The 21,911-nt window shown below is 57.3% G+C and carries 15 protein-coding genes, 1 tRNA gene and 1 pseudogene; 9 read left to right on the top strand and 8 right to left on the bottom strand.

The features are described 5' to 3' along the window. Positions 1-165: 165 nt before the first annotated feature. Positions 166-408, bottom strand: a complete 243-nt coding sequence (locus AC5S26_RS24825; protein ID WP_494187645.1) for a hypothetical protein — start codon at positions 406-408, stop codon at positions 166-168. Between the two features lie 62 nt (positions 409-470). Between AC5S26_RS24825 and AC5S26_RS24820 the strand changes: the two genes are divergently transcribed. Further along, entirely contained in the window at positions 471-749 is a 279-nt protein-coding gene (locus AC5S26_RS24820) for a DUF507 family protein (protein WP_494187644.1), read from the top strand. Further along, the gene (locus AC5S26_RS24815; RefSeq protein WP_494187643.1) at positions 746-1,021 is read left to right on the top strand and encodes a DUF507 family protein; all 276 of its coding nucleotides are present in this window, start codon (positions 746-748) and stop codon (positions 1,019-1,021) included. Before AC5S26_RS24820 ends, AC5S26_RS24815 begins: the two co-directional genes overlap by 4 nt. Before the next feature lie 193 nt (positions 1,022-1,214). Here AC5S26_RS24815 and cobG read toward each other — a convergent pair whose 3' ends face one another. The 5 genes from cobG to AC5S26_RS24790 form a co-directional block, all read right to left on the bottom strand. Continuing rightward, positions 1,215-2,942, bottom strand: a complete 1,728-nt coding sequence (cobG, locus tag AC5S26_RS24810) for a precorrin-3B synthase (RefSeq protein ID WP_494187642.1) — start codon at positions 2,940-2,942, stop codon at positions 1,215-1,217. A gap of 394 nt (positions 2,943-3,336) precedes the next feature. Next, the gene (gene phoU / locus AC5S26_RS24805) at positions 3,337-4,011 is read right to left on the bottom strand and encodes a phosphate signaling complex protein PhoU (protein ID WP_494187641.1); all 675 of its coding nucleotides are present in this window, start codon (positions 4,009-4,011) and stop codon (positions 3,337-3,339) included. A gap of 122 nt (positions 4,012-4,133) precedes the next feature. Further along, on the bottom strand, positions 4,134-8,372 hold the full coding sequence (locus AC5S26_RS24800) for a sodium:solute symporter family transporter (protein ID WP_494187640.1): 4,239 nt from the start codon (positions 8,370-8,372) through the stop codon (positions 4,134-4,136). A 211-nt stretch (positions 8,373-8,583) separates the two neighbouring features. After that, complete coding sequence (gene nagA, locus AC5S26_RS24795; protein ID WP_494187639.1) at positions 8,584-9,750, bottom strand: N-acetylglucosamine-6-phosphate deacetylase; 1,167 nt, start codon at positions 9,748-9,750, stop codon at positions 8,584-8,586. 110 nt (positions 9,751-9,860) lie between these two features. Next, positions 9,861-11,990 carry a glycoside hydrolase family 20 zincin-like fold domain-containing protein gene (locus tag AC5S26_RS24790; protein ID WP_494187638.1) on the bottom strand — a complete coding sequence of 710 codons (2,130 nt, stop codon included), beginning with the start codon at positions 11,988-11,990 and terminating at the stop codon, positions 9,861-9,863. 272 nt (positions 11,991-12,262) lie between these two features. Between AC5S26_RS24790 and AC5S26_RS24785 the strand changes: the two genes are divergently transcribed. The 3 genes from AC5S26_RS24785 to AC5S26_RS24775 all read left to right on the top strand — a co-directional run bounded on the left by AC5S26_RS24785 (position 12,263) and on the right by AC5S26_RS24775 (position 15,977). Next, positions 12,263-14,053 carry a hypothetical protein gene (locus AC5S26_RS24785; protein WP_494187637.1) on the top strand — a complete coding sequence of 597 codons (1,791 nt, stop codon included), beginning with the start codon at positions 12,263-12,265 and terminating at the stop codon, positions 14,051-14,053. Positions 14,054-14,297: 244 nt separating this feature from the next. Continuing rightward, positions 14,298-15,695: a glucuronate isomerase gene (uxaC, locus tag AC5S26_RS24780; protein ID WP_494187636.1), complete on the top strand. Its 1,398-nt coding sequence runs from the start codon at positions 14,298-14,300 to the stop codon at positions 15,693-15,695. A gap of 207 nt (positions 15,696-15,902) precedes the next feature. After that, positions 15,903-15,977, top strand: a tRNA-Asn gene (locus AC5S26_RS24775). Between the two features lie 11 nt (positions 15,978-15,988). Here AC5S26_RS24775 and AC5S26_RS24770 read toward each other — a convergent pair. Together AC5S26_RS24770 and AC5S26_RS24765 are read right to left on the bottom strand one after the other, a co-directional pair. Continuing rightward, positions 15,989-17,182: a tyrosine-type recombinase/integrase gene (locus AC5S26_RS24770; RefSeq protein ID WP_494187635.1), complete on the bottom strand. Its 1,194-nt coding sequence runs from the start codon at positions 17,180-17,182 to the stop codon at positions 15,989-15,991. A 2-nt stretch (positions 17,183-17,184) separates the two neighbouring features. After that, the gene (locus tag AC5S26_RS24765; RefSeq protein WP_494187634.1) at positions 17,185-17,859 is read right to left on the bottom strand and encodes a hypothetical protein; all 675 of its coding nucleotides are present in this window, start codon (positions 17,857-17,859) and stop codon (positions 17,185-17,187) included. A 138-nt stretch (positions 17,860-17,997) separates the two neighbouring features. On the opposite strand from AC5S26_RS24765, the gene AC5S26_RS24760 reads away from it, so the two are divergent. The 4 genes and pseudogenes from AC5S26_RS24760 (at position 17,998) to AC5S26_RS24745 (ending at position 20,238) form a co-directional block, all read left to right on the top strand. After that, positions 17,998-18,195, top strand: coding sequence for a helix-turn-helix domain-containing protein (locus AC5S26_RS24760; protein WP_494187633.1), 198 nt, complete (start codon positions 17,998-18,000; stop codon positions 18,193-18,195). A gap of 49 nt (positions 18,196-18,244) precedes the next feature. After that, positions 18,245-18,871, top strand: a pseudogene (locus tag AC5S26_RS24755) (bifunctional DNA primase/polymerase); the annotation flags it as partial. A 129-nt stretch (positions 18,872-19,000) separates the two neighbouring features. Next, positions 19,001-19,942: a hypothetical protein gene (locus AC5S26_RS24750; protein ID WP_494187749.1), complete on the top strand. Its 942-nt coding sequence runs from the start codon at positions 19,001-19,003 to the stop codon at positions 19,940-19,942. Next, positions 19,939-20,238 carry a hypothetical protein gene (locus tag AC5S26_RS24745; RefSeq protein WP_494187632.1) on the top strand — a complete coding sequence of 100 codons (300 nt, stop codon included), beginning with the start codon at positions 19,939-19,941 and terminating at the stop codon, positions 20,236-20,238. The genes AC5S26_RS24750 and AC5S26_RS24745 overlap by 4 nt, the downstream gene beginning before the upstream one ends. The last annotated feature ends 1,673 nt before the right edge of the window (positions 20,239-21,911 follow it).

Below are 21,911 nucleotides of genomic sequence, written 5' to 3'. Positions count from 1 at the left end.
CCGGGACGACACTCTTTCAAAAGGAGCCCTTGTGCATCCTTCGACACACCATGGAATCCAACCAGCATGCCTCTTTTTGAGCACCACTTGTTTATCTGCACCAACGAGCGAGACGATTCCGCTTCACGGCCAAGCTGTCTTCCACAGGGAAGCAAAAAGTTGAAGTCAGCGTTCAAAGACGCCATAAAAGATGCCGGACTCAAGCACAAAGTCCGGGCGAATGAGGCAGGCTGTCTGGATCAATGCGAGCATGGCCCGGTGGTCGTTGTTTATCCCCAAGCCGTCTGGTACGGCAACGTGCACCCCCGCGATGTTGAGGAGATCGTTCGAGAGCACCTCGTCGGGGGACGCCCAGTGGAACGGCTGCGACTGGCTGAATCCTGCGTCAACAGCGACCAGTGCCCCCATAGGAAGTAGGGAACCCCCGTCGCCTCATCGACATCCGCATGTTATATTCGACTTAAAGTCAAATGATTTTCTCTAAAGATTACGTAGGCTATCTGGCGCGCCAGACCATAAAGCATCTTATTGCGCAGAAGATGATTCAGACCGAGAAGCCGGCCATCCTGGACGAACGCGTCGCAGCCGCCATGGTCGATGAACTCTCGCTTGAGGATCGTATCAACGACGAAGTCCGGGTCATCCTCGAGGCTTTTCAGGAAGACATGCGCAAGTCCGGGGCGAGCTATCCGGAGATGTTCAAAAAGGTCAAAAACGAGTTGGCTCGCAAGTACAAGGCGGTGTTGTGAGAATCTCCCGCGATAAGGTCAACAAACTCGCCCATACCGTCGCCGATACTCTGGCGGAGATTAAGGAGTGCGACTTCCTCGAGGATCGCAACACGATCCGCCAGGAGGCGCGCAAGGCCCTCGAAAAGCTTCTTACGGAGGAGACGAAGATCGACGCTGCTGCCCGCCAAAAGATCGCCTCGCAGCGCAAGATCATCCTCGAAGGCTCCCAGGAGTGGGACATCCTCTACCGCAAGTACTACAACGATGAGGTCAAGAAGCTGGGCCTCTAACGCGTTAAGCTCATTGATTCAACAATATGCTGCGGTAAGTTAATAGCTTTCATGAGCTGCTGATCTCCAAAAAAGCGCTTCCCGCTTATCTAAAGAACTGCTGCTAAAAGAGAACACCCACAGAAATTCTGTGTGTTCTCTTTTAGTGGGGCAAAGATTCAGTGGCTTCCGCGGAACTGGCCTGGGGGAAGATTTATTCTCCGGGAGCGAGGCGTCCTGCGCCTACAGGAGGAGCGTCGCGTTCGACCGGATCGAGGACCTCGCCCGCCAACTGGGCGCGAAGAGTGGTGTCGTCGGTGCGGTCGAAGTAGGAGCGGAGATCTTCCCCTTTCGTACGGGCGTCGAGGTAGCCGGTGAGGAGGCGCTCGATGGCCGCTGGGACGTCGGTAGCGGCGGCGCGGTACCCGAGCTGGCGTGCGGGCCGGGCGTACTTGCCGATGGAGCCTCCGACGCAGAAGAAGAAGGCGTCGACCAGCTGGCCATCCTTCTTGATCTTCTTGCCTTCGAGGCCGATGTCGGCGATCCAGTGCTGGCCGCAGGAGTTAGTGCAGCCGGTGACGTGGAGGCGAATCTGTTGGTCAAAGCCGGGGAGCCGGTCTTCAAGGTCGGCAACGAGCCACTTGTTGAAGGCCTTGGTCTCGGCGATGGCGAGTTTGCAGAACTCGGTTCCAGTGCAGGCGATGGCTCCGCGCCAGAAGGGAGAGACGTCGACGTTGAGGCCAAGAGTATTGAGTTCGACGACGAGCGCGGCGGTCTCGCGGTTGGGAACGTTGACGATGAGGATATTCTGCCCGATGGTCGCACGGAGAGAGCCGTTGCCGTACTTGTCGGCCAGATCCGCAAGCGTTATGAGCTGCTGGCCAGTGAGGCGGCCGTTAAGCACCGAGGCTCCTACCGAGGAGAGGCCGGGCTGGCGCTGTGGGGTGATTCCGATGTGGTCGCGATAGATGTCGGCGGGAATGTCTTCGAGGGCGACGGGGTTGGGATCGAGCTTGTAGCCGAGCTTCTCCTCGATGGCAGCCAGCATCGATTCGGCGGTCCAACCGTGACGCATGAAGAGATACTTGATGCGGGCGCGGGTGCGGTTCTCGCGGAGATCCGTCTGCTCTTTGAAGATGCGCACGACGGCGGTGACGACGTCGAGGGCTTTGTCCTGCGGAATGAAGGCGGGGATGCGGGTGGCGATGTGGGGCTCGGTGGAGAGGCCGCCGCCAACGCGAAGGGTGTAGCCGATCTCTTCGACTCCACCGATCGTGCGCTTGATGGCAGTGAGGGCAACGTCGTTGATCTCGGGGAAGGTGCACCAGACGGGGCAGCCGGAGACGGTGATCTTGAATTTGCGGGGGAGGTTATAAAACTCGGGATTCGCAGTGAGGTGATGCGCGATCTCGACCGCGAGGGGCGAGGCGTCGAGCAGCTCGTGCGAATCGATGCCGGCGAGAGGGCATCCGGTTACGTTGCGGACGACGTCGCCGCAGGCTCCCTTGGGGGAGAGACCGACGGAGGTGAGGGAATCGACGACATCGACCAGTCCAGAGAGGGTGAGCCAGTGGAGCTGGATATTCTGGCGGGTGGTGATGTCGGCGAGATTGTTGGCGTATTTGATGGCAAGCTGGCCGATGACGCGGGTCTGCTGACTGGTGAGCAGGCCGTTGGGCAAGCCGACACGCATCATGAAGTACTCGGTGGCCTTGCCTTCACCGTTTGCACCGCCGGTGACTCCCTTACCGTCGCCCTGGGTGTAGACCCCCCACCACTTGAAGTAGAGCCCGGTCCACTCGGGTAGAACGGAGTCGCGACCCTGGCTGGCGAACTGGCGGACCTCATCCCACGCTTCCCACGGATTCTTGGCGAGCTTAAGTCGTTCAGATCGCTGGGCTTTGGTTTCTTTGACGGCGGCGGGGGCCGGGGTGGTGGACATGGTGAAAATCCTTTGGGCTGAATTTAGCTTGGATAATAAAAATCCCACTCGGAGGAGTGGGCGTCGGCAGCGGCTTTGCTTGGGGTTCGAGGACTCAGGAAAGGTCTACGAAACTGTGCAAAGGCGACAGCACACCCGGTCACAACAACACATACGACAGGTGCGGAGGACGAGGCTGCTGCCAAATACCATATTTATAAGGTTAATCCGCAATGAGTTAGGCGTCAAGGGAATGGGCGATTTCGTGTTCTTTGGTCTCGGTATTCCGGGATGAGCCCGGCGGCTAAAGCCGCCTTTTCTGAGTAACTTTCTACAGCCGTGCCCTCAACCAGATGATTCGCGCTTTCGCGTAAGTGTCCCATTTCTATGGGATCAGCAATGGGGTTCGGAAAGTTTATTCCGCCTGGGCGAGAGAGTATATGTGGCGAACGTCCGAGCCTCGGACCCAGAAGATGACGTCTTCAGCGATATTGGTGGCGTGGTCGGCAGAGCGCTCGAGGTTGCGGGAGACGATGATGGCGTTGAGCGCCTGCGCACTGATTTCGGGCTGACGCTGCATCAACTCGGTGAGGTCGGCCTGGACGAGATGGTTGATCTCGTCGACTTCATCGTCCATAGCTAGAACCTTTTCGGCGAGGCGAGCGTCGGCTTCAAGGAGCGATTGGAGGGCGCTGCGGATCATGACGCCTACCTTTTCGCCCATGTCGGGGATGTCGATAGGGAGCTCGATGTGGGGGCTGCCGACGAGGGTGGTGGTTCGTTGAGCGATGTTGGAGGCCTGGTCGCCGATGCGCTCTAGATCGCCATTGATTTTGATGACAGCGAGGATGAAGCGCAGGTCGATGGCCATGGGCTGTTCCTTGGCCAGAAGGTCGTAGGCCATCTCGTCGACGTCGCGCTCGGCGGCGTTGATGGCGGCTTCGATCTCCTTGACGTGCTCGCAAAGACTGAGATTGCCGGTCAGATAGGCCTCAAGGGCGAGCGAAAGCGCCTGCTGGGAGAGAGCAGCCATGGCGAGGAGCTTATCTTTGAGAGCGACAAGTTGCAGATGAAAATTAATGCGCGGCATAAGACATCTTCCCTCTTATTTTGAAGGTCTTTCTATTGTGATGCAGGAATGGCCGAGATGTGGTGAATTTGTGCGTCTTGAGTAGCGAACTGGATACATCTTTTGATGGATAGAAAGGTTGATCAGTAGAGAAGATATCGAGCGCGACGCTGACGGAAGGCGTCCAGATCGCGCTCCCATGACTTCGCGATGGTCCGAGGATCGTCGTTGTTTTTGAGCGAGAGGACGGTGTTGACGCTGACGAGGAGACGGTCGGCGCGGGTGAGATCGAATTGTTGCGGATAGAGTCGGCGAATGGCGGAAATCATCTCGATGCCAAGTTCGGGAGAATCAAGCAGGTTGCGGTCAGTGAGGGTGAGATGGACGGCGGGGAGAGTCTGGCCGTGGTAGGGGAAATGGTTTGCGTCCTCCGCAATGGTCACAGTAGAGGCTGTGAAGCTTACGCCGGGAATGTTGCGCGCGGTCAGGGCTGAGGCGAGCGTTTTGGCATCGAAGAAGGGCGCCGCGATGTTCTCAAACGGCATCGGCGTTCCGCGTCCGACGGAGACGTTGGTGAACTGCAGGAGTTCGGTTCCGGGATAGAGTGTGGCGGCGGTGACACTGCGAAGGTTGGGGCTGGGGTTGATCCAGGGGAGGCCGGTCTGGTCGTAATACTGGGGGCGTTGCCAGTTCTGGAGCGGGATGATTGTGAGCTGCGCGTTGAGGGGGACCTGGATGTTGGGTGAGGGGCCGGGCAGACGGCGTTCGCCGTTGATGTAGCGGGCCAGTTCTCCGAGGGTCATGCCGTGACGGATAGGCAGCGGCATGTAGTTGGTGTAGGACTCGTGACCTTCGTCGGAGACAGGGCCCTGCACTTTTTCCCCACCGATCAGGTTGGGGCGGTCGAGGACGATGATCTCGAGAGGGTGCCCAAGTTTTTTTTCTGCGGCAGCGGCCTCGAGGAAGTACCCGGTGACGGCCTCGTAAGTATAGAAGCGGACACCGGCGTCCTGGAGGTCGATGACGACGGCGTCGAGGTCTTTGAGCTGATCGTGGGTGGGACGGCGGGACTCGGGTTTGGCTCCGTAGAGCGAGGTGACGGCGATGTGGGTGGTGGGATCGACTTCGCCGGAGATGCCAGCCTCGTCTTTAGTGCCGAAGATGCCGTGCTCCGGTGAGAAGAGGGATTTGAGCGCCAGGCCGGGGGCGGATTTAGGGGCTTCGGTGGCGAGGAGATCGATGGTGCGGTGGCCGTGAGAGTCGAGGCCGGTTTGGTTGGTGAGGATGCCGAGGCGGAGGTGATTGTTGTGCCGGCGCGCGATTTCGGTTAGTGCGGCGTAGTGGGTGGATTCGAGGACATCGATGCCGGTGAGGGTCTTAACTGCGGGTTCGCTGCCGTAGAGGTGGAGGGCCTGGGCGGCGGCGGTGGCGACTTGCCCGCGAAGAGCGGAGATGGGGGGATTGCCGCGCGGATGGACGGCGTTGGAGAGAAGGACGACGTAAGTGTTGGACTGTGGGTCCATCCAGAGAGTGGTGCCGGTGAAACCGGTGTGTCCGAAGCTGCCGATGGGGAAGATGGAGCCGCGGGGGCGGGAGAAGGCGGTGTTGATGTCCCAGCCGAAGCCTCGGGTGGCGATGCCCTTGGTGGGCTGGCCATCAGGGGTGAAGATGGTGGCTCCGTCCTGTGCGGTGGCAGGCTGCTCGGGCTTGGTCATCAGTCGCAGAGTGGACTGTTTGAGCGGGAAGGGGCCGGTGTTGTGGAGGAGTTTGTCGAGGAGAGCCTGGGCGTAGAGGGAGACATCGTGCGCGGTGGAGAAGACACCGGCGTGCCCTGCAACTCCGCCCATGCGGCGGGTCGTGGGGTCGTGGACGGTGCCGCGAAGGAGATGGTCGAAATCAGGGTTGAGGGAGGGGTTGTCTTTGGATTCGTCGTCGTGGGCGGTGGGGGCTACGCGGTCTAGAAAGTCATCCGAGAGGAGATCGCAGACATTTCTTGTACAGAAAACACCGCCCCCGGCTTTGGCCGATTCGTTTACGGGATTGTTGTGGCCATATGCGGGCGGCTTTGGGCTGCTGCAGGAGCAGTAACGGGGATGGTAGGCCGTTTCTGTCATGTTTAGAGGTTTGAAGATATGCTCCGCGACGTAGTCATCTTCAGTCTGACCTGAAAGTTTTTCTACCAGGGCGCCGAGGGTGATGAAGTTGATGTCGGAGTAGACGAACTTCAGGCCGGGCGGATTGTCGGGCTTTGATTCGATCGCGCGCTTGATGCCTTCCGCTTTGTAGGGTGCGGAGAGGCCCCAGGGGTCTTTGAGAGATACGTCGGGCGCGAGTCCAGAGTAGTGGGTGAGGAGCTCGCGGACGGTGACTTTGTCCTTACCGTTTACTCCGAATTCTGGAAGATACTTTGCGACGGGGTCATCGAACTGATACTTGCCCTGTTCGTAGAGCTGCATCATCGCGGTGGCGGTGGCGAGGCATTTGGTGAGTGAGGCCATGTCGAAGATGGTGTCTTCGGTCATGGGTTCTGCAGCTGTGGAACCGTCGGGGCTTAGTTCACCCGCGATCTTGCGATTGCCGTAGGCCTGGTGGAAGACGATCTTGCCATCATGTCCAATGACGATGACGGCGCCGGGAAGCTTGTGGGCTGCTATAGCGTCGTTCATCAGAGTAGAGACGGGAGCGAAGTCCGGGGTGGCAGCCTGTGAATTTTGGGAGGAACGGGGAGCTCTGGAAGCGGCGATAGAGATAGGACGGGATACGTGCGAAGAAACAGGCTCTTCGGCTCTGCTTCGACACGGCAACAGCCAGAGCGATGCCAGAACAAGAGTTGCCGCGACGACAGGCTTTCCAGGGGTGGGAATGCGCGGCTTGGGCAGCAGCTTGCTGGCGAGGAGGCCTACGATGAAGGTTACGGCCGAGCCGATGAGGACATACCAGGTCCAGGCCACGCGGGGGAGAGTGGTATCCCCGAAGAGGGGAAGGCTGGAGAGATGAATCGGGCCGGGCTGGAGCCAGAGAGCCATGTTGAGGGCGAAGCCTACGATGAGACCGACGATGGCTCCGGCCTCGGTGGCCTTGCGAGTGAGGGTTCCGAGGAGGAAGACTCCGAGCAGAGCACCGTAGGCGACGGAGGCGATGGAGAGACCGATCTCGACAACGTGCCCCTTTCCTCCTACCTGAATACTGTAGACCGCGATGGCGAAGAGTACGAGCGCCCACACGACCGTGGAGGAGCGGGAGATCATCATGCGTTCGCGGTCGTCGGCTTCGGGTCTCCAGTGCATGTAGAAGTCCACCACCGTGGTGGAGGAGAGGGAGTTGAGTGCGGCGGAGAGATTAGACATCGCCGCCGCAAGGATGGCTGCGATGAGAAGGCCTGCGATGCCGATGGGCATCTCGCTGACGATAAAGGCAGGGAAGAGACGATCGGGAGTGAGATTCGCCGCGGAGACTCCGCCATAGAAGACCCAGAGACCTGCGCCGATGAGAAGGAAGAGAGTGAACTGCACGAAGATGACGACGCCGGAGGAGAGCAGTGCGAGGCGCGATTCGCCAAGGTTGCGAGCGGCAAGCATGCGCTGCACCATGAGTTGGTCGGTGCCGTGCGAGGCCATGGTGAGAAAGGTTCCGCCGAGGACGCCAGCCCAGAAGGTGTAGGTCTGGGTGAGATTGATCGCGAAGTTGAAGAGGTGGAACTTGCCGGCTGCCGAGGCTGCGGCGTGGATGTGTTGCCAGCCTCCGGGAACGTGGGTTCCGAGGGTGATGATGGCGACAATGGTCCCGGCAATGTAGAGGACCATTTGCACAACATCGGTCCAGATGACGGCGGTCATCCCTCCTTCGAAGGTGTAGAGCAGGGTAAGGGCGGAGATGATGGCAATGGAAAGTACGTCTCCCGTTCCGATGGCAATGGCCACTACGATGGAGACGGCGAAGACGCGGACGCCTTCTGCGGCAGCTCGCGTAATAAGGAAGAGGCCTGCAGTGGTCTTATGGAGCGTGCCGCCGAAGCGCTGGTCGATGAGCTGGTAGGCGGTGAGCATTTCCCCTTGAAAATACCGGGGAAGGAACAGCGCGGCGACGACGATGCGGCCGAGCATGTAGCCAATGACGACCTGAAGAAAGCCGAAGTCTCCGGTGAAGGCCACGCCGGGAATGCTGATGATGGTGAGAGTACTGGTTTCGGCGGAGACGATAGAGAGGGCGATGGCCCACCAGGGCACGCTGCGGTCGGCGAGGAAGTAGCTTTTGAGCGACTTTGACGGTGCACCCTTGCTGCCGCGAAAACGCAGACCGAAGAGAGTGATCCCGGCCAGGTAGACGACGATCAGGACAAGGTCCAAGAAGTGCAGGTGAGACGCGGGAGAAGCTAAAGGCATGACAGCGAGTTTATAGGGAAAAGTGCAACAAAGCGCCGGTGAAAGAATCCAAGATGTATCGGTGTGGCACAGATTTTTCTCCACCCCCAGCGTGCAAAGAAGAATTTTTCGCGGCTATAAGGCGGAGGGTTGCGTGGAGACTTCCGCCTGGAAGAGGAGACAGCGGAGATGGCCTTTCCTTGCGCACGGCGGAACGTCAGTTTCGCAGAAGTTATTCGACGATTTTTCCGTGGAACAGTGTGTGCTCCCGCTCGCCAGCCGGATTGAAGACATTCAGATTTGCGGGTTTTCCAGGAGCGATTTCATTGAAGGACGGATCGAGACCCAGCATCGTGGCGGGGTTGCTAGAGGCGAGCCGGATGGCGGTCTCCAGGGGAGCCCCGGTGAATTGCTGCAGGTTGAAGACGGCACGGTCAAGGGTTAGAACGCTTCCGGCGAGTGTGTGTTTGCCCTGAGCAAGATCGTCCGCTGCAAAGGCGCGGCCATCTGCAACTTTTACGGCGAAGGTTCCAAGCGTGTAGTCGCCCTCGGGCATGCCTGCAGCGGCCATGCTGTCTGTTACGAGGATGGCACGTTGGAGTCCCTTGGCTTTGAGCCAGAGACGTACCAGCTCGGGCGCAACGTGGACTCCGTCGCAGATCAGCTCGGCGTAGAGGTTGTCATCGTCGAGCACGACGCCGAGGACGCCGGGCTCGCGATGATCGAGGGGGCGCATGGCGTTGTAGGTGTGAGTGGCGCTCCGGCCCCCGGCCTGAATGCCCTCGCGCGCTTCTACCGCGGTGGCGTTGGTATGCCCGATGCTTACGCGAACGCCACGGTCGGCACAGTGACGGATCAGATCGAGTGCGCCCGGAATCTCGGGAGCGATGGTGATCAGGCGAATCCGCCCGGCCGCGGCCTGCTGGAAGCGGTCGAACAAAGAAATGTCCGGGGGGTGAATTTCAGACGGAGGATGGACGCCGCGTTTGGCGTGGGAGATGAAGGGTCCTTCCAGGTGGATGCCAATGGGGCGTGCAAAGCGGAAGTCCCACCCGGATTCCTGGGCGCGTTCAATAACATGAGCGATGCCTTCCAGCGAAGCGAGGGTTTTATCGATCGAGGCAGTGACCGTAGTGGGAAGAAAGTGTCCGACCCCATGGCCGGCCATGAACCGGCTGACATTGCACAGAGCTTCGGGAGTGGCTTCCATCACGTCGTGACCAGCGCCGCCATGAGTATGGATATCCAGGAAGGTTGGCGTTAACGTTGTATGTGCCGTCTGCGGAGCGGAGTCTGGCTCGATGCTCGCAATCACACCATCTTCGTCGATGGTCAGGGTAGGGCGTTCGATGATGCGTGAATCGGTGATAAGCCGGCGTGCTGAGAGTGTCTGGGACATCTCGGTCTAGTCTATTCTCGCCTGGATAGAAAACGGAAGTGTCGATGAAAGTGAAGAAGGTTTGGAGACGCTCATTAAAGAACCGATGAGCGTCTCACGGATCGATCGGGTTATTTAGCCACAACGACTGGCGCGGGAATGCCGATGTCGGAGGCCGGTGGCAGGGTTTGTGAATTGAGCCACTGACGCTGAGCTACGCGCATGCGGTCGATACGGCTGAGCCACATCTGGATGGTGAAGTCGTAACGCTCGAGGTTGTTGCGAAGGAAGTAGGGCCGGTTGCTCTTGAGCCATGCCTGCTCGTAGAGGTCGCGCAACAGAGAATAGTTGTTGCGCAGATCCTGCAGCTTGCCGTTTACGGCGTTGATGGAGTTCAGCTCACGCGAAAGTTCTTCGTGATCTTCCTTGACCTTCGAAGTCTGGAGGGCGAAGGCGTGAGCGTAGCTGTTGGCGATCTCTTCGGCGATCTGGAACTTCAGGCCGATGAGATCCATGCGGCGGGCGCCGAGCTCAAGTACGTCGAGGGCGTCGGTTTCGCGGAGGTTGGGATTGGCGTTGCGGGCCTCGGCGACGAGAACGAGGGCGCGCTCGGAGTGGAGGCGAAGTTCGGAGAGGATAGGACGAATCTGCCCGGCGATGCGCTGGCCGTCGGCGTTCCAGGGGTCCTGCCAGAAGAGGAGGTCCTGGCCGTCGACCTTATAGGGAGAATCCTTGAGGAGCTTGTGGGCCGCCATCAGCTCGCGCTGGGCCTCGTCGATCTTGCCGGTAGTGTCGCCGTGGAAGATTTCGCCGAAGCTGGACTGGAAGGCGGGAATGGAAGCTTCTCCCTTGTGCCAGGCAGCCTCGGCACCGAAGAGGATGCCGTACCAGTCGGCGTTCACGAGGGCCTCGCCGTCATCGTTCCAGATGGTGTTGAGCTGGCCGGTGGCTCCAAGCTTCTGTCCATCGAGAGTGAACCGCTGAATGTTGTCGAGGCCGTTGTTCCAGTTGGGATAGACGCGGGACCAGTTGTTGATGCCGGGCGCGACCCAGGTCTCGAAGCCAGCGTCGGTGAAGGGCTTGATGTAGCGGTCGAAGCCGTTGGGGTGGGGGTTGTACTCCCAGGGGACGGCGATGGTGGCTTTCTTAAAGGATTCGGGAAGCTGCTTGAGGAGGTCGGGCTCCTTATAGGCGATGTCGCCCCAGAAGAGGAGCTTGCGATTGAGCGGCTGGAGGTCGGCGACGATTCGTTGAAGGAAGCCGAGGTAGACGGTGCCGAGCCCTTTGGAGTCGACCTCGGATTTGGTCTGGCCTTTGCCGAGCTCGACGGTCTCGTCGGCTCCGAGATGGAGGAAAGGGCCAGGGTAGATCTGGGCGAGCTCACTGAACATGTCGTGGGTGAGTTTCTGGGCGTCGGCCTGTCCGGGAGCGAGGACCTGGCCGTGCGCGGTTTCGGCGATGGGAGAGTACTTCTCCCAGTTTAGGAGGTAGTGGAGGTGGCCGAAGGCTTCCTGCTCAGGAATGATGACGATGTGGAATTGCGAGGCGTAGGCGACCAGCTCGCGGGCCTGTGCCTGGGTAAGGGAACCTCCCGGAGGCGCCATGAGTGGGTGTCCGGAGTACTGCATGGTGTGCTCGAAGTAGGGCGAGTAGATGTTGATCTTGTAGGCGGCGAGGATGCGGATCTGCTTCTTCTGGAACTCGAAGGTGGGGAAGGGGCCTCGGGAGAGATCGTCGCTCAGGCCACGATAGCGCATGGCGGGCCAGTCGCGGATGGTGGCGGTGTGAAGGGTGGCGTTTGCGCCGTGACCGGTGACGAGCTGTTTAACGGTTTGGAGGGCGTAGAAGATTCCGGAGCCGCTATCGGCGGTGATGGCCAGACCCTTCCCGTCGGGAATGATGGCGTAGCCTTCGGGCTTCATCTCGGCAGGGAAGTCGGTCAGCGGCTTTTTATCCGGGGAGGCATCGGAGAGGATCGATTTCGAGATCGGCGAGCCGTAGCGGGTGACGAGGATACTGGCCGGGGCTGTGGCGTTGACGGTAATGCCTTGAGAGGCGAGGTAGCTTTTGAGGTCGTCAACGGCAAAGGTGTCTTCGGCTGCGCAGGGAGAGGCGCAGGTGATCTGGATGCCCTGGGAGAGGGGCTGGGTCGTGCCTTCCTTGAGCTCGCGCGGGATGGGGATCAACTTCAGCGGTGTTTGTGCAACAGCAGACGCAGCAAAGGCAGCGAGTAGAAGAGGGGCAACCTGGAAAAATCGCATGTCGACAACGGTAAATCATCGAACACACGAAGGAGCGACGGAAGTGCGAGGCGAGAAGCGGCTATCACGAGGAATCATCAATAAAGACGCGGCAAAGACGCAGGCCTGAATTGTTAATAGACCGTGAATTATTTTTCTGTTCACACGATTTTGGAAGGATGAGAGCAACGGCGACCGCGGAGAAGAGCAGCGGCCACGGACGGCACGACAGAACAGTCCTGGCCCCCTATCTCTGTTTGATCCACGGCACCTATATACACTTGCGAGGATCCATGACGAAACAACTACGAGCTGCCCTTGCGGTGGTGCTGGTCCTTAGTACGGCATCAATGCAAGCGCAAACGGGGACTTCTGCCCGAACGACAAAGAAGTCAGTTCGAAAGAAGGCTGAGAGTCCTCTTGAGCGTACGCTCCGCGAGTTGCGGGAGCAGATGCAAGCCCAGCAGGAGCAGATCGACGAGCTCAAGCACCAGTTAGCTGACCGGGATGCAAAGCTGAGCACGGCGTCGCAGGACGCTCAGGCAGCCAGCGCTTCGGCCAGTGCCGCAGCTACCCAGGCACAGAATGCGTTGACGGCGATTCAGTCCAACCACGAAGAGATGCAGACGCTTTCGAGTTCGGTTTCTGACCTGAAGGTCGCTAACACGGGTTTGGCGCAGACGATCAGCGATACCAAGAAGGACATCACGACAGCGATCGAGTCACCTACGACAATCCACTACAAGGGCGTGACGATCACCCCAGTCGCGTTCTTCGCACTTGAATCTGTATGGCGCTCCAGGGCTATGGCTTCTGATGTCAATACTCCGTTCAATTCGACTCCTTATATGGGATCCGGAATGGCGCATGTCAGTGAGTTGAACTTCTCCGGCCGCCAGAGCCGCGTGGGAGCGCTGTTCGAGGGCAACACAGGGCCGTTCAAACTGTCTGGTTATGTGGAAGCAGACTTTCTCTCAGCCGGCGCGACCTCGAATGACAATCAGAGCAACAGCTATACACTGCGTCAACGCCAGATCTGGGGACAGGCGGCGACAAAAAATGGTTTCGCTGTGACGGGTGGTCAGATGTGGTCACTGGTCACGGAGACGAAGAAATCGACAGACAACCGTACCGAAAATCTGCCGATGACGATCGACGCTCAGTACCATGTCGGTTTCAGCTGGGCACGCCAGCCGGCAATTCGCTTCCAGCAGACCTATGGCAAATTCACCGGAGCCGCTTCGCTGGAGCAGGCAGAATATATTTACTCCGCCTCGAATGCTCCGGCGAACTTCTTCATCGGGGCTGCGGGAACGGGCGGCGGTCTGTACAACCTGACGGCCAACTATTCCAACAACGTCGCACCTGACGTGGTTGTGAAGGGAACCTACGACGCGAAGTACGGACACTTCGAGGTCGGTGGTGTGGCACGTTGGTTCCGGGACCGTTACTATCCCGCCGGTACGACGAGCGCCGGTGCGACCAACGACACGAAGACTGGTGGCGGCTTTTTCGCCAACCTTCGCATGCCGGCGACGAAATATCTTGATGTGGGTGTTCATATGATGACGGGAACCGGCGTGGGCCGTTATGGCACCTCGACGCTGCCCGATATCACCGTTCACCCGGATGGAACTCTGGCTCCGATCAAATCCCAGCAGGGCCTGATCTCGTTGGAAGCCCATCCGCTCAAGAAGCTTGATGTTTTTGGCTACGCCGGCGGCGAGTATGCCCAGCGGACGACCTTTGTGAACGATAAAGGTGTGCTTGTTGGTTATGCCCCTGTTACCGGAAACAATGCGGGCTGCAATACCGAAGCGATTCCTTCCGGTACAGGCAATGGACTTGCTGGCGGAGCACCCTATAACCCGGGGCCCCCAGCTAACTGTCTCGGTGCAACTCGGGCAGTGATCCAAGGCACCGCAGGCTTTACCTACCGTGTCTACACCAATCCGAAGTTTGGCCGTCTGCAGTACCAAATGCAGTACAGCTATCTGACCCGTGAGGCGTGGACCGGTGTTGGCGGCGCTCCCAAAGCGACCAACAATATGGTCTTTACCGGAATGCGTTACTACATTCCATAAACCTGATTTGGTCCTTAACAAGGAGGCGTCCCTTCGGGGACGCCTCCTTCGTCTAGATCGAAAACTCTTCCGTGCGGCTCAGAATGACCCCATCGAGAGTTGCGGACTTAAATTGGTCAACCACTCATAGCTCAGTTTTGATAGGCTTCTGAGGTCGAGTTTGTTCGAACTCGCACTTAATTGAATTGTTCGCTCCTACGATCTCTTTTTTCTGTTCTTTACCCGTTGTCTTGAGGTGCTCTGAATGCTTGATCCCATGCGGTTATTCCCATCTGATCCCGCGACCTGTGTGGTCTCGGAGAAACTTTACGAAACGGTACGCGATCTCCCTATCCTCTCCCCACACGGACATACCGACCCGGCGTGGTTTGCGAAGGACGAGGCCTTCCCGGATCCCGCGGCACTCTTTATCCAGCCGGATCACTACATTTTTCGAATGCTTTACTCTCAGGGCATTTCTCTCGAGTCTCTCGGTATACCCCAGGTGGACGATAAACAGCAGGCGGACCCACGCGAGGTATGGCGCATCTTCGCCAAGCACTACTACCTCTTTCGTGGAACCCCGACGCGATTATGGCTGGATTATTCGTTAAACACGCTGTTCGGTTTTAGCGAGCGTCTGAGCCCGGAGAATGCCGATCAGTACTACGATACGATCTCACGCTCGCTTCAGACTCCTGAGTTTCGTCCCCGCGCACTTTTTGAAAAATTTCGGATCGAAGTACTTTCAACCACAGATTCGCCTCTCGACACTCTTGAATACCATAAGTCCATTCGGGAGTCTGGATGGAAGGGAAGGGTGCTTCCTACCTTCCGACCCGACTCGGTCATCGACGCGGAGTACATCGGATTTCAGGAGAACATTCAAAAACTGGGTGCGATTACGGGAGAGAACATCGGCACGTTCAAGGGTTACCTGAACGCCTTGCGCAATCGCCGTGAATTCTTCAAATCCCTGGGAGCTACGGCAACCGATCATGGGCACCTTACCGCGATGACTGCCGATCTAGATCCGGGGGCTGCAGAATCGCTCTATCAGCGTATCCTCTCCGGCGGTTCGGTTCCGGAAGAGCAACAGCTCTTTCAGGCACAGATGTTGACGGAGATGGCAGGAATGTCGGTGGAAGACGGCCTTACCATGCAGCTGCACCCTGGAAGTATTCGCAACCACAACCGCCAGGTGTACGAGAAATTTGGCCGCGACAAGGGAGCGGATATTCCTTCGCCTACGGAGTATGTCCGCAACCTGCGCCCGTTGCTCAGCAAATATGGCAACGATGCTCGGCTCACCTTTATCCTGTTTACGCTAGACGAGTCGACTTTTTCGCGCGAACTGGCTCCGCTGGCGGGTCATTATCCCGCGTTGAAGCTTGGTCCGCCGTGGTGGTTCCACGATTCGCCGGAGGGGATGATGCGTTTCCGTGAACTGGCTACGGAGACTGCGGGTTTCTACAATACAGTCGGTTTTAACGACGATACGCGTGCGTTTCTCTCGATTCCCTCGCGACACGATGTGGCCCGACGGATCGATTGCGCGTTTCTGGGACGGCTGGTGGCAGAGCATCGGCTGGACGAAGATGAAGCATTCGAAGTAGTGCAGGATCTTACGGTCAACCTTGTGAAAAAAGCTTACAAGCTTTGAAGAATTGGTAACTACACAAAGAAAGCTCGTGGATGTCTCGGGCTTTTTTGTGTGGTTCTGATTTTCATGGGCCCGCTCGAGCAAGATGCGATTATTGTTTCCAGTTCCCGCTGACGACGCATTGATACGGTTTGCCTTTGACCGTACTACCTGCCTTTTGCTATAACAATAAAAGCGCAGCGCGTTGCTTCAACGTGCTCCACACACTCCTGAGTAGCTCAATGGCAGAGCATTCGGCTGTTAACCGAAGGGTTGTAGGTTCGAGTCCTACCTCAGGAGCCATATCCTTTCAATCAGTTAGGCCGGTTGTCGACGAAAGCAACTTCCGTTACCGGGGAATTTACCGGGGACCCCGTATGAATTATGGTGCTGCTGATGCTTTCCATCGCTCCCCGCAGTTCGTTCAACGTGAAGTGTCCATAACGCGCTGCCATGCGGACCATCGTCGCCGTGCTCCACCCTACGATCTTCGCAACCTTGGCGATGGGAACCCCCGCATTCAGCATCCGCGATACAGCCGTGTGGCGGAGGTCATGGAATCGGCAGGGCAGAGGTGCAATCTTCTCTGTGGAATCCGGCTCTCCTTTTAATATCCGCGCTGCTCTTAACCTCGCAGCTTCCCAGGCTTCCTTGATGCTCCCGATTGGCTTGGTCGGGTCTGAGTTGTATGCCTTCGCACAGAACTTGTCTCCAGCGGCCCCGTAACGCTCCGAGGGGAAGACGTAGTGCTTTGCCTCGCGCTCCGGGAAGTGAGTCGCCCAGAAGCCGAGGGCGGCCATTGCGCGCTGGTTCAATGGGATGATTCGACCTGTGCCGGAAGCCGTCTTGTCCTTCCCCCAACGTAGACAGCGATTCTCGAAATCAACGCATCCCCATTGCAGCGTCCGAATCACGCCGAACCTTGCTCCCGTCTCGATTGCCAGCGTCACAAACGGAACAAGCGAACGAGAGCGGGACTTCCCGCAAGCCTGTAGAAGAGCCCCTTCCTCTTCCGGCGTAATCGCCCGTCCCACGTCGTCCCGCGTTGCTAGCATCTTCACATCGGGTTGCAACCGCGCCCATTGGCCGGAACGTTTCAGAATGGCCCGAAGGGTTCCAATCTCCAGGTTGACCGTCTTCGGGGAAGCTCCGCTATCAACGCGCATCCTCTGGTACTTCGACACGTCACGCGCATCTATGTCGCATACCAGCTTACGGCCCAACTCCGGGAGTAGATGCGCGAGATTCGCTCTTTCGATAATCACCGATCTAGGCGCAAGCGTAGCTCTCTTCAAGTCCAGCCACGCCTCAGACGCAACGGAGAGCAGACGGGGTTGCTGATGCTTCCTAATACCCGCTGTGCCCTCTTCCAGTTCGCGCCGCCGCTTGGTTTCGATCTTCTGCGCAAGCGTTTTTGAGGAAGTGCCCGTGCTCTCCCGGATGCGCTGTGCGTGAAAAATGAAGTCCATCGTCCATACCTTGCTCCCTTTGTAGCGAAATAATGACATAGTTATTTCCGCCCCTTCTTTTTGGCAACAGGCGCACGTTTTGCGCCTGCGCCATTCCTTTCTAAGTTGTTTCTGTATCGCTTCATCCCCTCGGCGACTTGGCATTTGTGCCCGCAATACACCTGCTTGGCTCGAGCTCGGAGGAATGGAAATCTGCACTTGCGACAGACCCCGATCCCTCCGGGTGTTCCGAAACCCGAGAGGACGGAAGCGAAGAGAGAAGTTGATGCATCAGGACAATAGAGGCCGATAACCAACTTCTTTGCAACGGTAGACCACCAAACTACGATCCTCGACCCGACAAAGCCCTTCGTGAATGCTTCCGAAATTGCGTACGCGGGTGTCATGGCGGTCACATCGAACGAGATGGCAAGATGCAAGCTTTTCCCTTTTCGCTGAGAGGACGCTTCCTGATTAGAGGTCTTGATAATCGGGCCCGTGCCACCAGCATTGACCCAATCAATCCGCTCTATCATCTCGATTAACTCTTTCCACGTCTCATCAGGCACTTTGCCATAATCGGTTTGAAATTGAGCACGACCCGAAGCATTGCGGATAGCCTCCAAAACAATGTTTGGAAGAACGCGCCTAACACCAATTGGTGATGCATTTCCCCATGCGGTCGCAGGAGCATACCCCTCAGCTTTGGCGCCGTTCGCACTCACCAGAATCGGCATCTGCCTTTCGGGCAAAGCGACGTGTGTTATGGGTTTGTGATTGTTATTGCTTTTCATGTATTGCCATAACCTCGCTCTGTTTATAACGTAGTGAGCAGATAGAAGCAAGAGAAAGTAGAGGAAGGGAATTCGACATATATGGCACCAACGAACCTGACCAAGCTGAGGACCTTGATGGATACTGCGAATCACTTAGGAGTGTCGGTGAAATGTTTACGTGGATGGATATGGATGCGCAAAATTCCGTACGTCAAAGTGGGACGTTCTGTGCGGATCACTGAAGAGACCATTCAGCGCCTCATTGAGGAGGGAACTGTGCCTGCGCGAGGACGGTAGAGAATGCCCTTTTTATGACGATTGATCGGCTCCCACCGAGCAATCGCGAATGAAACGAGGTGGTATCGCCGCGCGGGGCGTTTTTCTGCAAATAGGATATTCGCTGATGGAAACACGACCAGGTGCTCGATACGACGGCAGCAACATACTTAGGCCCTCTATCCAGCTTGAAAGAGTTTTGGAGCATATCGTCAGGGGTTTTCGAGTGTTTCCCGTCTATGAGCCCTTGTCGGATGGCCGGTGCTCATGCAAGAAAACCGATTGCAAGGACGGAGGGAAACATCCCCGCATCAAGACAGGATTGACGGGAGCCAGCTCAGACGAAATGACAGTTCGTAGTTGGTGGAAAAGGTGGCCGAATGCAAACATTGCCATCAGGACGGGTCTCGCGAGTGGTCTATGGGTGTTGGATGTTGACGGGGAGGAGGGCGCGGATTCGGTGCGTGAACTCTGCCGAGATCACGGCGAGGGATGGCTTGAGACGTTGGCTGCGAGGACGGGTAGAGGCAGGCATCTGTACTTCCGATACCCCGATAACCGGGAGATCCGCAACCGAACGGGGATTATACCCGGCCTAGACGTGCGAGGAGAGGGAGGGTACATCGTTGCTCCAGGATCAACTCACCGATCAGGCAGGCACTATGAGTGGGTTGCACCCAATGCACCTATTGTCATCGCTCCAGAGTGGCTGTTGGAGCGGGTTATTGCGAAGACGAGCAGACGCTCTCCCGGACAGACTATTCCCAAGGGAACTCGACACAATGAGTTTCTCCGTTCCGCCGGATATCTGCGAGGGTATCTAGGGATGGAGCCAGTGGTCATCGAGGCGACTCTACTGCGAGAGAAGGCTCCCTTGTGCGCCTCGCTTATGACTGCCGATAGGAGGATTGACACCAACAGGATTGCAAATGATATCGGCAAGCTTCCTACTAAGGTGGAGAGCCCCGATGCATTGCCACTCGGCGAGTTTGTAGCGGCGGCGATTGAGCGAAACAAGGAGGCTTACAAAAATCGGGATCGATTCCTCTCGCCTTTTTTCACTTTGGCGAAAAGACTGAAAACCAGAACGGAATTCGCCCCTTTAAACGCCCTATCTGCGGTCAAACTCCTGGACGATGTCTTGGCGAGAAGCGCAAGTGAGGGGTGCAATCCCTGGAAGCATCATTTTCGAGACTTGGAGTGCGACGATCCTCGCTCGGCGTTTATTGCTGTCTGGGATGTGCCTAAGCTATCGGAAGCCGATTCACCGCTCCATGATGCATACAACGAAGCCATAAACCGCCCCCTCTTCCCTTCGGAGTACATATCCGACCTGTATTCTCTGTTTATCTCTGTCGTCGGGCACAGGCAACGTTTCACGCCTGGAGTCCCCATACCTATTTCGGGTGCAGCTTTTGGGACGTTGCTTGGATGCCACCACACCACCATTTCTGATTACCTCGCCATCGCCCGAAAGTGCGATCTCCTTACCCTGGAAAAACGATCCTCTTATACGAAGGGCCACGCCGCCGAATACCTTTTCAGGCTTGACCAGTGGGACTGGGATACTGGTCACCAACTGGACCTACCCTCACCAGGGGCACCAGGGGCACCAGGGGCACCAGGGGCACCAGGGGCACCAGGGGCACCAGGGACACCAGGGTCTTCAGGGTCTTCAAAACGACTACTACACCCTACCTTGCCAGGAAAGGAAGAACTCTCACCCGATGCTGAAGTGAAAGAATATGACGTAAGGGGGCGTACATGAAACCGGTAGAGTTGGTAAGCGAGATAAAGCGGTCGGGCGGCATACTCACGCTCGACGGTGACGATATCGAATATCAACTACCCTCCTATTCAGCGCATCTGGTGAAATTTCTGCGCGAGCACAAACAAGAGATGATCCCGCTGTTGCAGGCTCATGGAGGCAGAATCGCGAGTCCGAGCCCGCATTGCCCATCCTGCACCAGTTACAATCTCCGTCTTACTCGCTTCGGCTACTACCGATGTGGCACCTGTGGCGTTCGGAAGATTGCTCGCGAGATTGCATTCCGGGTGAATTGATTCGGCACGAAACGAAACTGAACGATGGGGAACGCCCAGATAGAGACCCGAATCTGCGAAACAGGAGATCAAGACGATTGCTTCATTAGGCACACCAAGTGAGCGGGGACGAGTCGTTCTATGAATGATTGCTGCCTGTCCGTCACAGAGCTTCACCAAACCGCCCGCAAGGCTAATCGCCCGACATCCTGCGGAGCTTACCCACTTCGGTTTTATGATTTGGCGTCGATACAAGTCCAACGTTGGACTTTGGCCAGGATGTGCTGCGACATCCGCGACGAGATGAATTCAGTTTCAGTAGTTCCAGGACAACGCCAGCGGCCTGAAAACGCGATTAGTAGGTATTCAGATCATTGCGAGGAATGCTGCAACGGCTATGGTGAAGACTGTGTCGCGGTAAGGGACGATCCGCGATGAACGTATGTGGGACGGACCGTTTACCCGCTAGACCGATAGAAGGGCCAGAATAAGTTAGAGCGGATTCATGTTGACGCTGCTCTAAGTTTAGTAAAGAGCTTGTGGCGCGACGTCGGCGTTCGTCGCGTTAGCGTGGAAACCAGCACTCCGGAGGCGTACGGTGATGTTCCTGGACAGAGTTGACTCGATATTGGATCAGCCAAATATCCGGCGCCGCGAAGACGCCAAGTTGCGACGGGCAATCCTCATGGAGAAGATCGAGCACGTGTTGAGAGTTGCGGCGATAAGGCAATGCAGTGTCGAGTGGGATTTCTATGATGTGCACAGACAAGTTGACGTCGAGAGACGTGTGTCATGCTTGGAGCTAACAAATGCTACTAATGATTTACTGCGTTTAGGTGGAATCTAAGGGGACCATGGATACAACACCGGTTATCTCGAATCGCCGAGTACCTGAACACCTGCTACGACCCTGTCGTGGAGTACGCCGACGGCGCGGTGGTCGGGCATGGGCAAATGGGACACGCAAGGTTACAGGCGCTGCTGACGAGCTGGTTCGGACAGCATGAGCAGGATTGAATCATTCAGATCGCAGCGGGATCCGGACGCGGACTGCTCGGACCAGGGTACGGATTCCTGACGTTCTTCTCGACACCCTGGCCTGCAACCTGACGTGATCGAGGAAGCCCAGATCCTCACAGAGGGTGGGGGATTGGACCCAGGGACCGAATTTTGGACACAGCTACCGAAACTGCGGTCTCAGCGACCGGATTTGCATTCTGGAGTATCTGTCGCTGCGACGGTTATCTTGCGCCCCCTTTTGATGAGGACCCAGATTTTTGGAGTTTTGGAGCCAAACTGCTGGTGAAGCAAAGAAGAATTAAACGGTAAGCGTCGCCGTCCTCCATTACTTTGCGAATATCTTGCGCCAGCGCTCCTGCAACGCTCGCGTTCGGCTGGTTTATAACCGGCCATGAACATGAAGGCGGATGTGTCTCTGAGGATCGACCGAGAAAAGCTGGTCGCGCGGAATATTGAGAGAAGGCCCATGCTTCAGTCCAACGTTGGACTGCCAAGTCGCCCTCATACGCGTCATCGGTTCGTGAATAGGCTCAACGATTCACTCTGATGTTCGCAATCTCGCTCATCAACCTGCGGGCAATGGATGAGGCGCCTTTACAAGTGCAATGTTGCACTGCAAAGACGCCATTGTTAATGGCTCGACACTGCGGCAGGGGCGACCATTCTCGAGATCG

This window comes from Edaphobacter sp. FHG110511_03, assembly GCF_059115365.1.
Note: the sequence above shows the minus strand (reverse complement) of the source record. Positions and strands in the feature narration are given on the sequence as shown.

Bases quoted from the DNA above. Each gene is read 5' to 3' on its own strand.
- AC5S26_RS24825 (WP_494187645.1), bottom strand. From the start codon at position 408: ATGGGGGCACTGGTCGCTGTTGACGCAGGATTCAGCCAGTCGCAGCCG.
- AC5S26_RS24820 (WP_494187644.1), top strand. From the start codon at position 471: ATGATTTTCTCTAAAGATTACGTAGGCTATCTGGCGCGCCAGACCATA.
- cobG (WP_494187642.1), bottom strand. From the start codon at position 2,942: ATGTCCACCACCCCGGCCCCCGCCGCCGTCAAAGAAACCAAAGCCCAG.
- phoU (WP_494187641.1), bottom strand. From the start codon at position 4,011: ATGCCGCGCATTAATTTTCATCTGCAACTTGTCGCTCTCAAAGATAAG.
- AC5S26_RS24800 (WP_494187640.1), bottom strand. From the start codon at position 8,372: ATGCCTTTAGCTTCTCCCGCGTCTCACCTGCACTTCTTGGACCTTGTC.
- nagA (WP_494187639.1), bottom strand. From the start codon at position 9,750: ATGTCCCAGACACTCTCAGCACGCCGGCTTATCACCGATTCACGCATC.
- AC5S26_RS24790 (WP_494187638.1), bottom strand. From the start codon at position 11,990: ATGCGATTTTTCCAGGTTGCCCCTCTTCTACTCGCTGCCTTTGCTGCG.
- AC5S26_RS24785 (WP_494187637.1), top strand. From the start codon at position 12,263: ATGACGAAACAACTACGAGCTGCCCTTGCGGTGGTGCTGGTCCTTAGT.
- uxaC (WP_494187636.1), top strand. From the start codon at position 14,298: ATGCTTGATCCCATGCGGTTATTCCCATCTGATCCCGCGACCTGTGTG.
- AC5S26_RS24770 (WP_494187635.1), bottom strand. From the start codon at position 17,182: ATGTCATTATTTCGCTACAAAGGGAGCAAGGTATGGACGATGGACTTC.
- AC5S26_RS24765 (WP_494187634.1), bottom strand. From the start codon at position 17,859: ATGCCGATTCTGGTGAGTGCGAACGGCGCCAAAGCTGAGGGGTATGCT.
- AC5S26_RS24760 (WP_494187633.1), top strand. From the start codon at position 17,998: ATGGCACCAACGAACCTGACCAAGCTGAGGACCTTGATGGATACTGCG.
- AC5S26_RS24750 (WP_494187749.1), top strand. From the start codon at position 19,001: ATGGAGCCAGTGGTCATCGAGGCGACTCTACTGCGAGAGAAGGCTCCC.
- AC5S26_RS24745 (WP_494187632.1), top strand. From the start codon at position 19,939: ATGAAACCGGTAGAGTTGGTAAGCGAGATAAAGCGGTCGGGCGGCATA.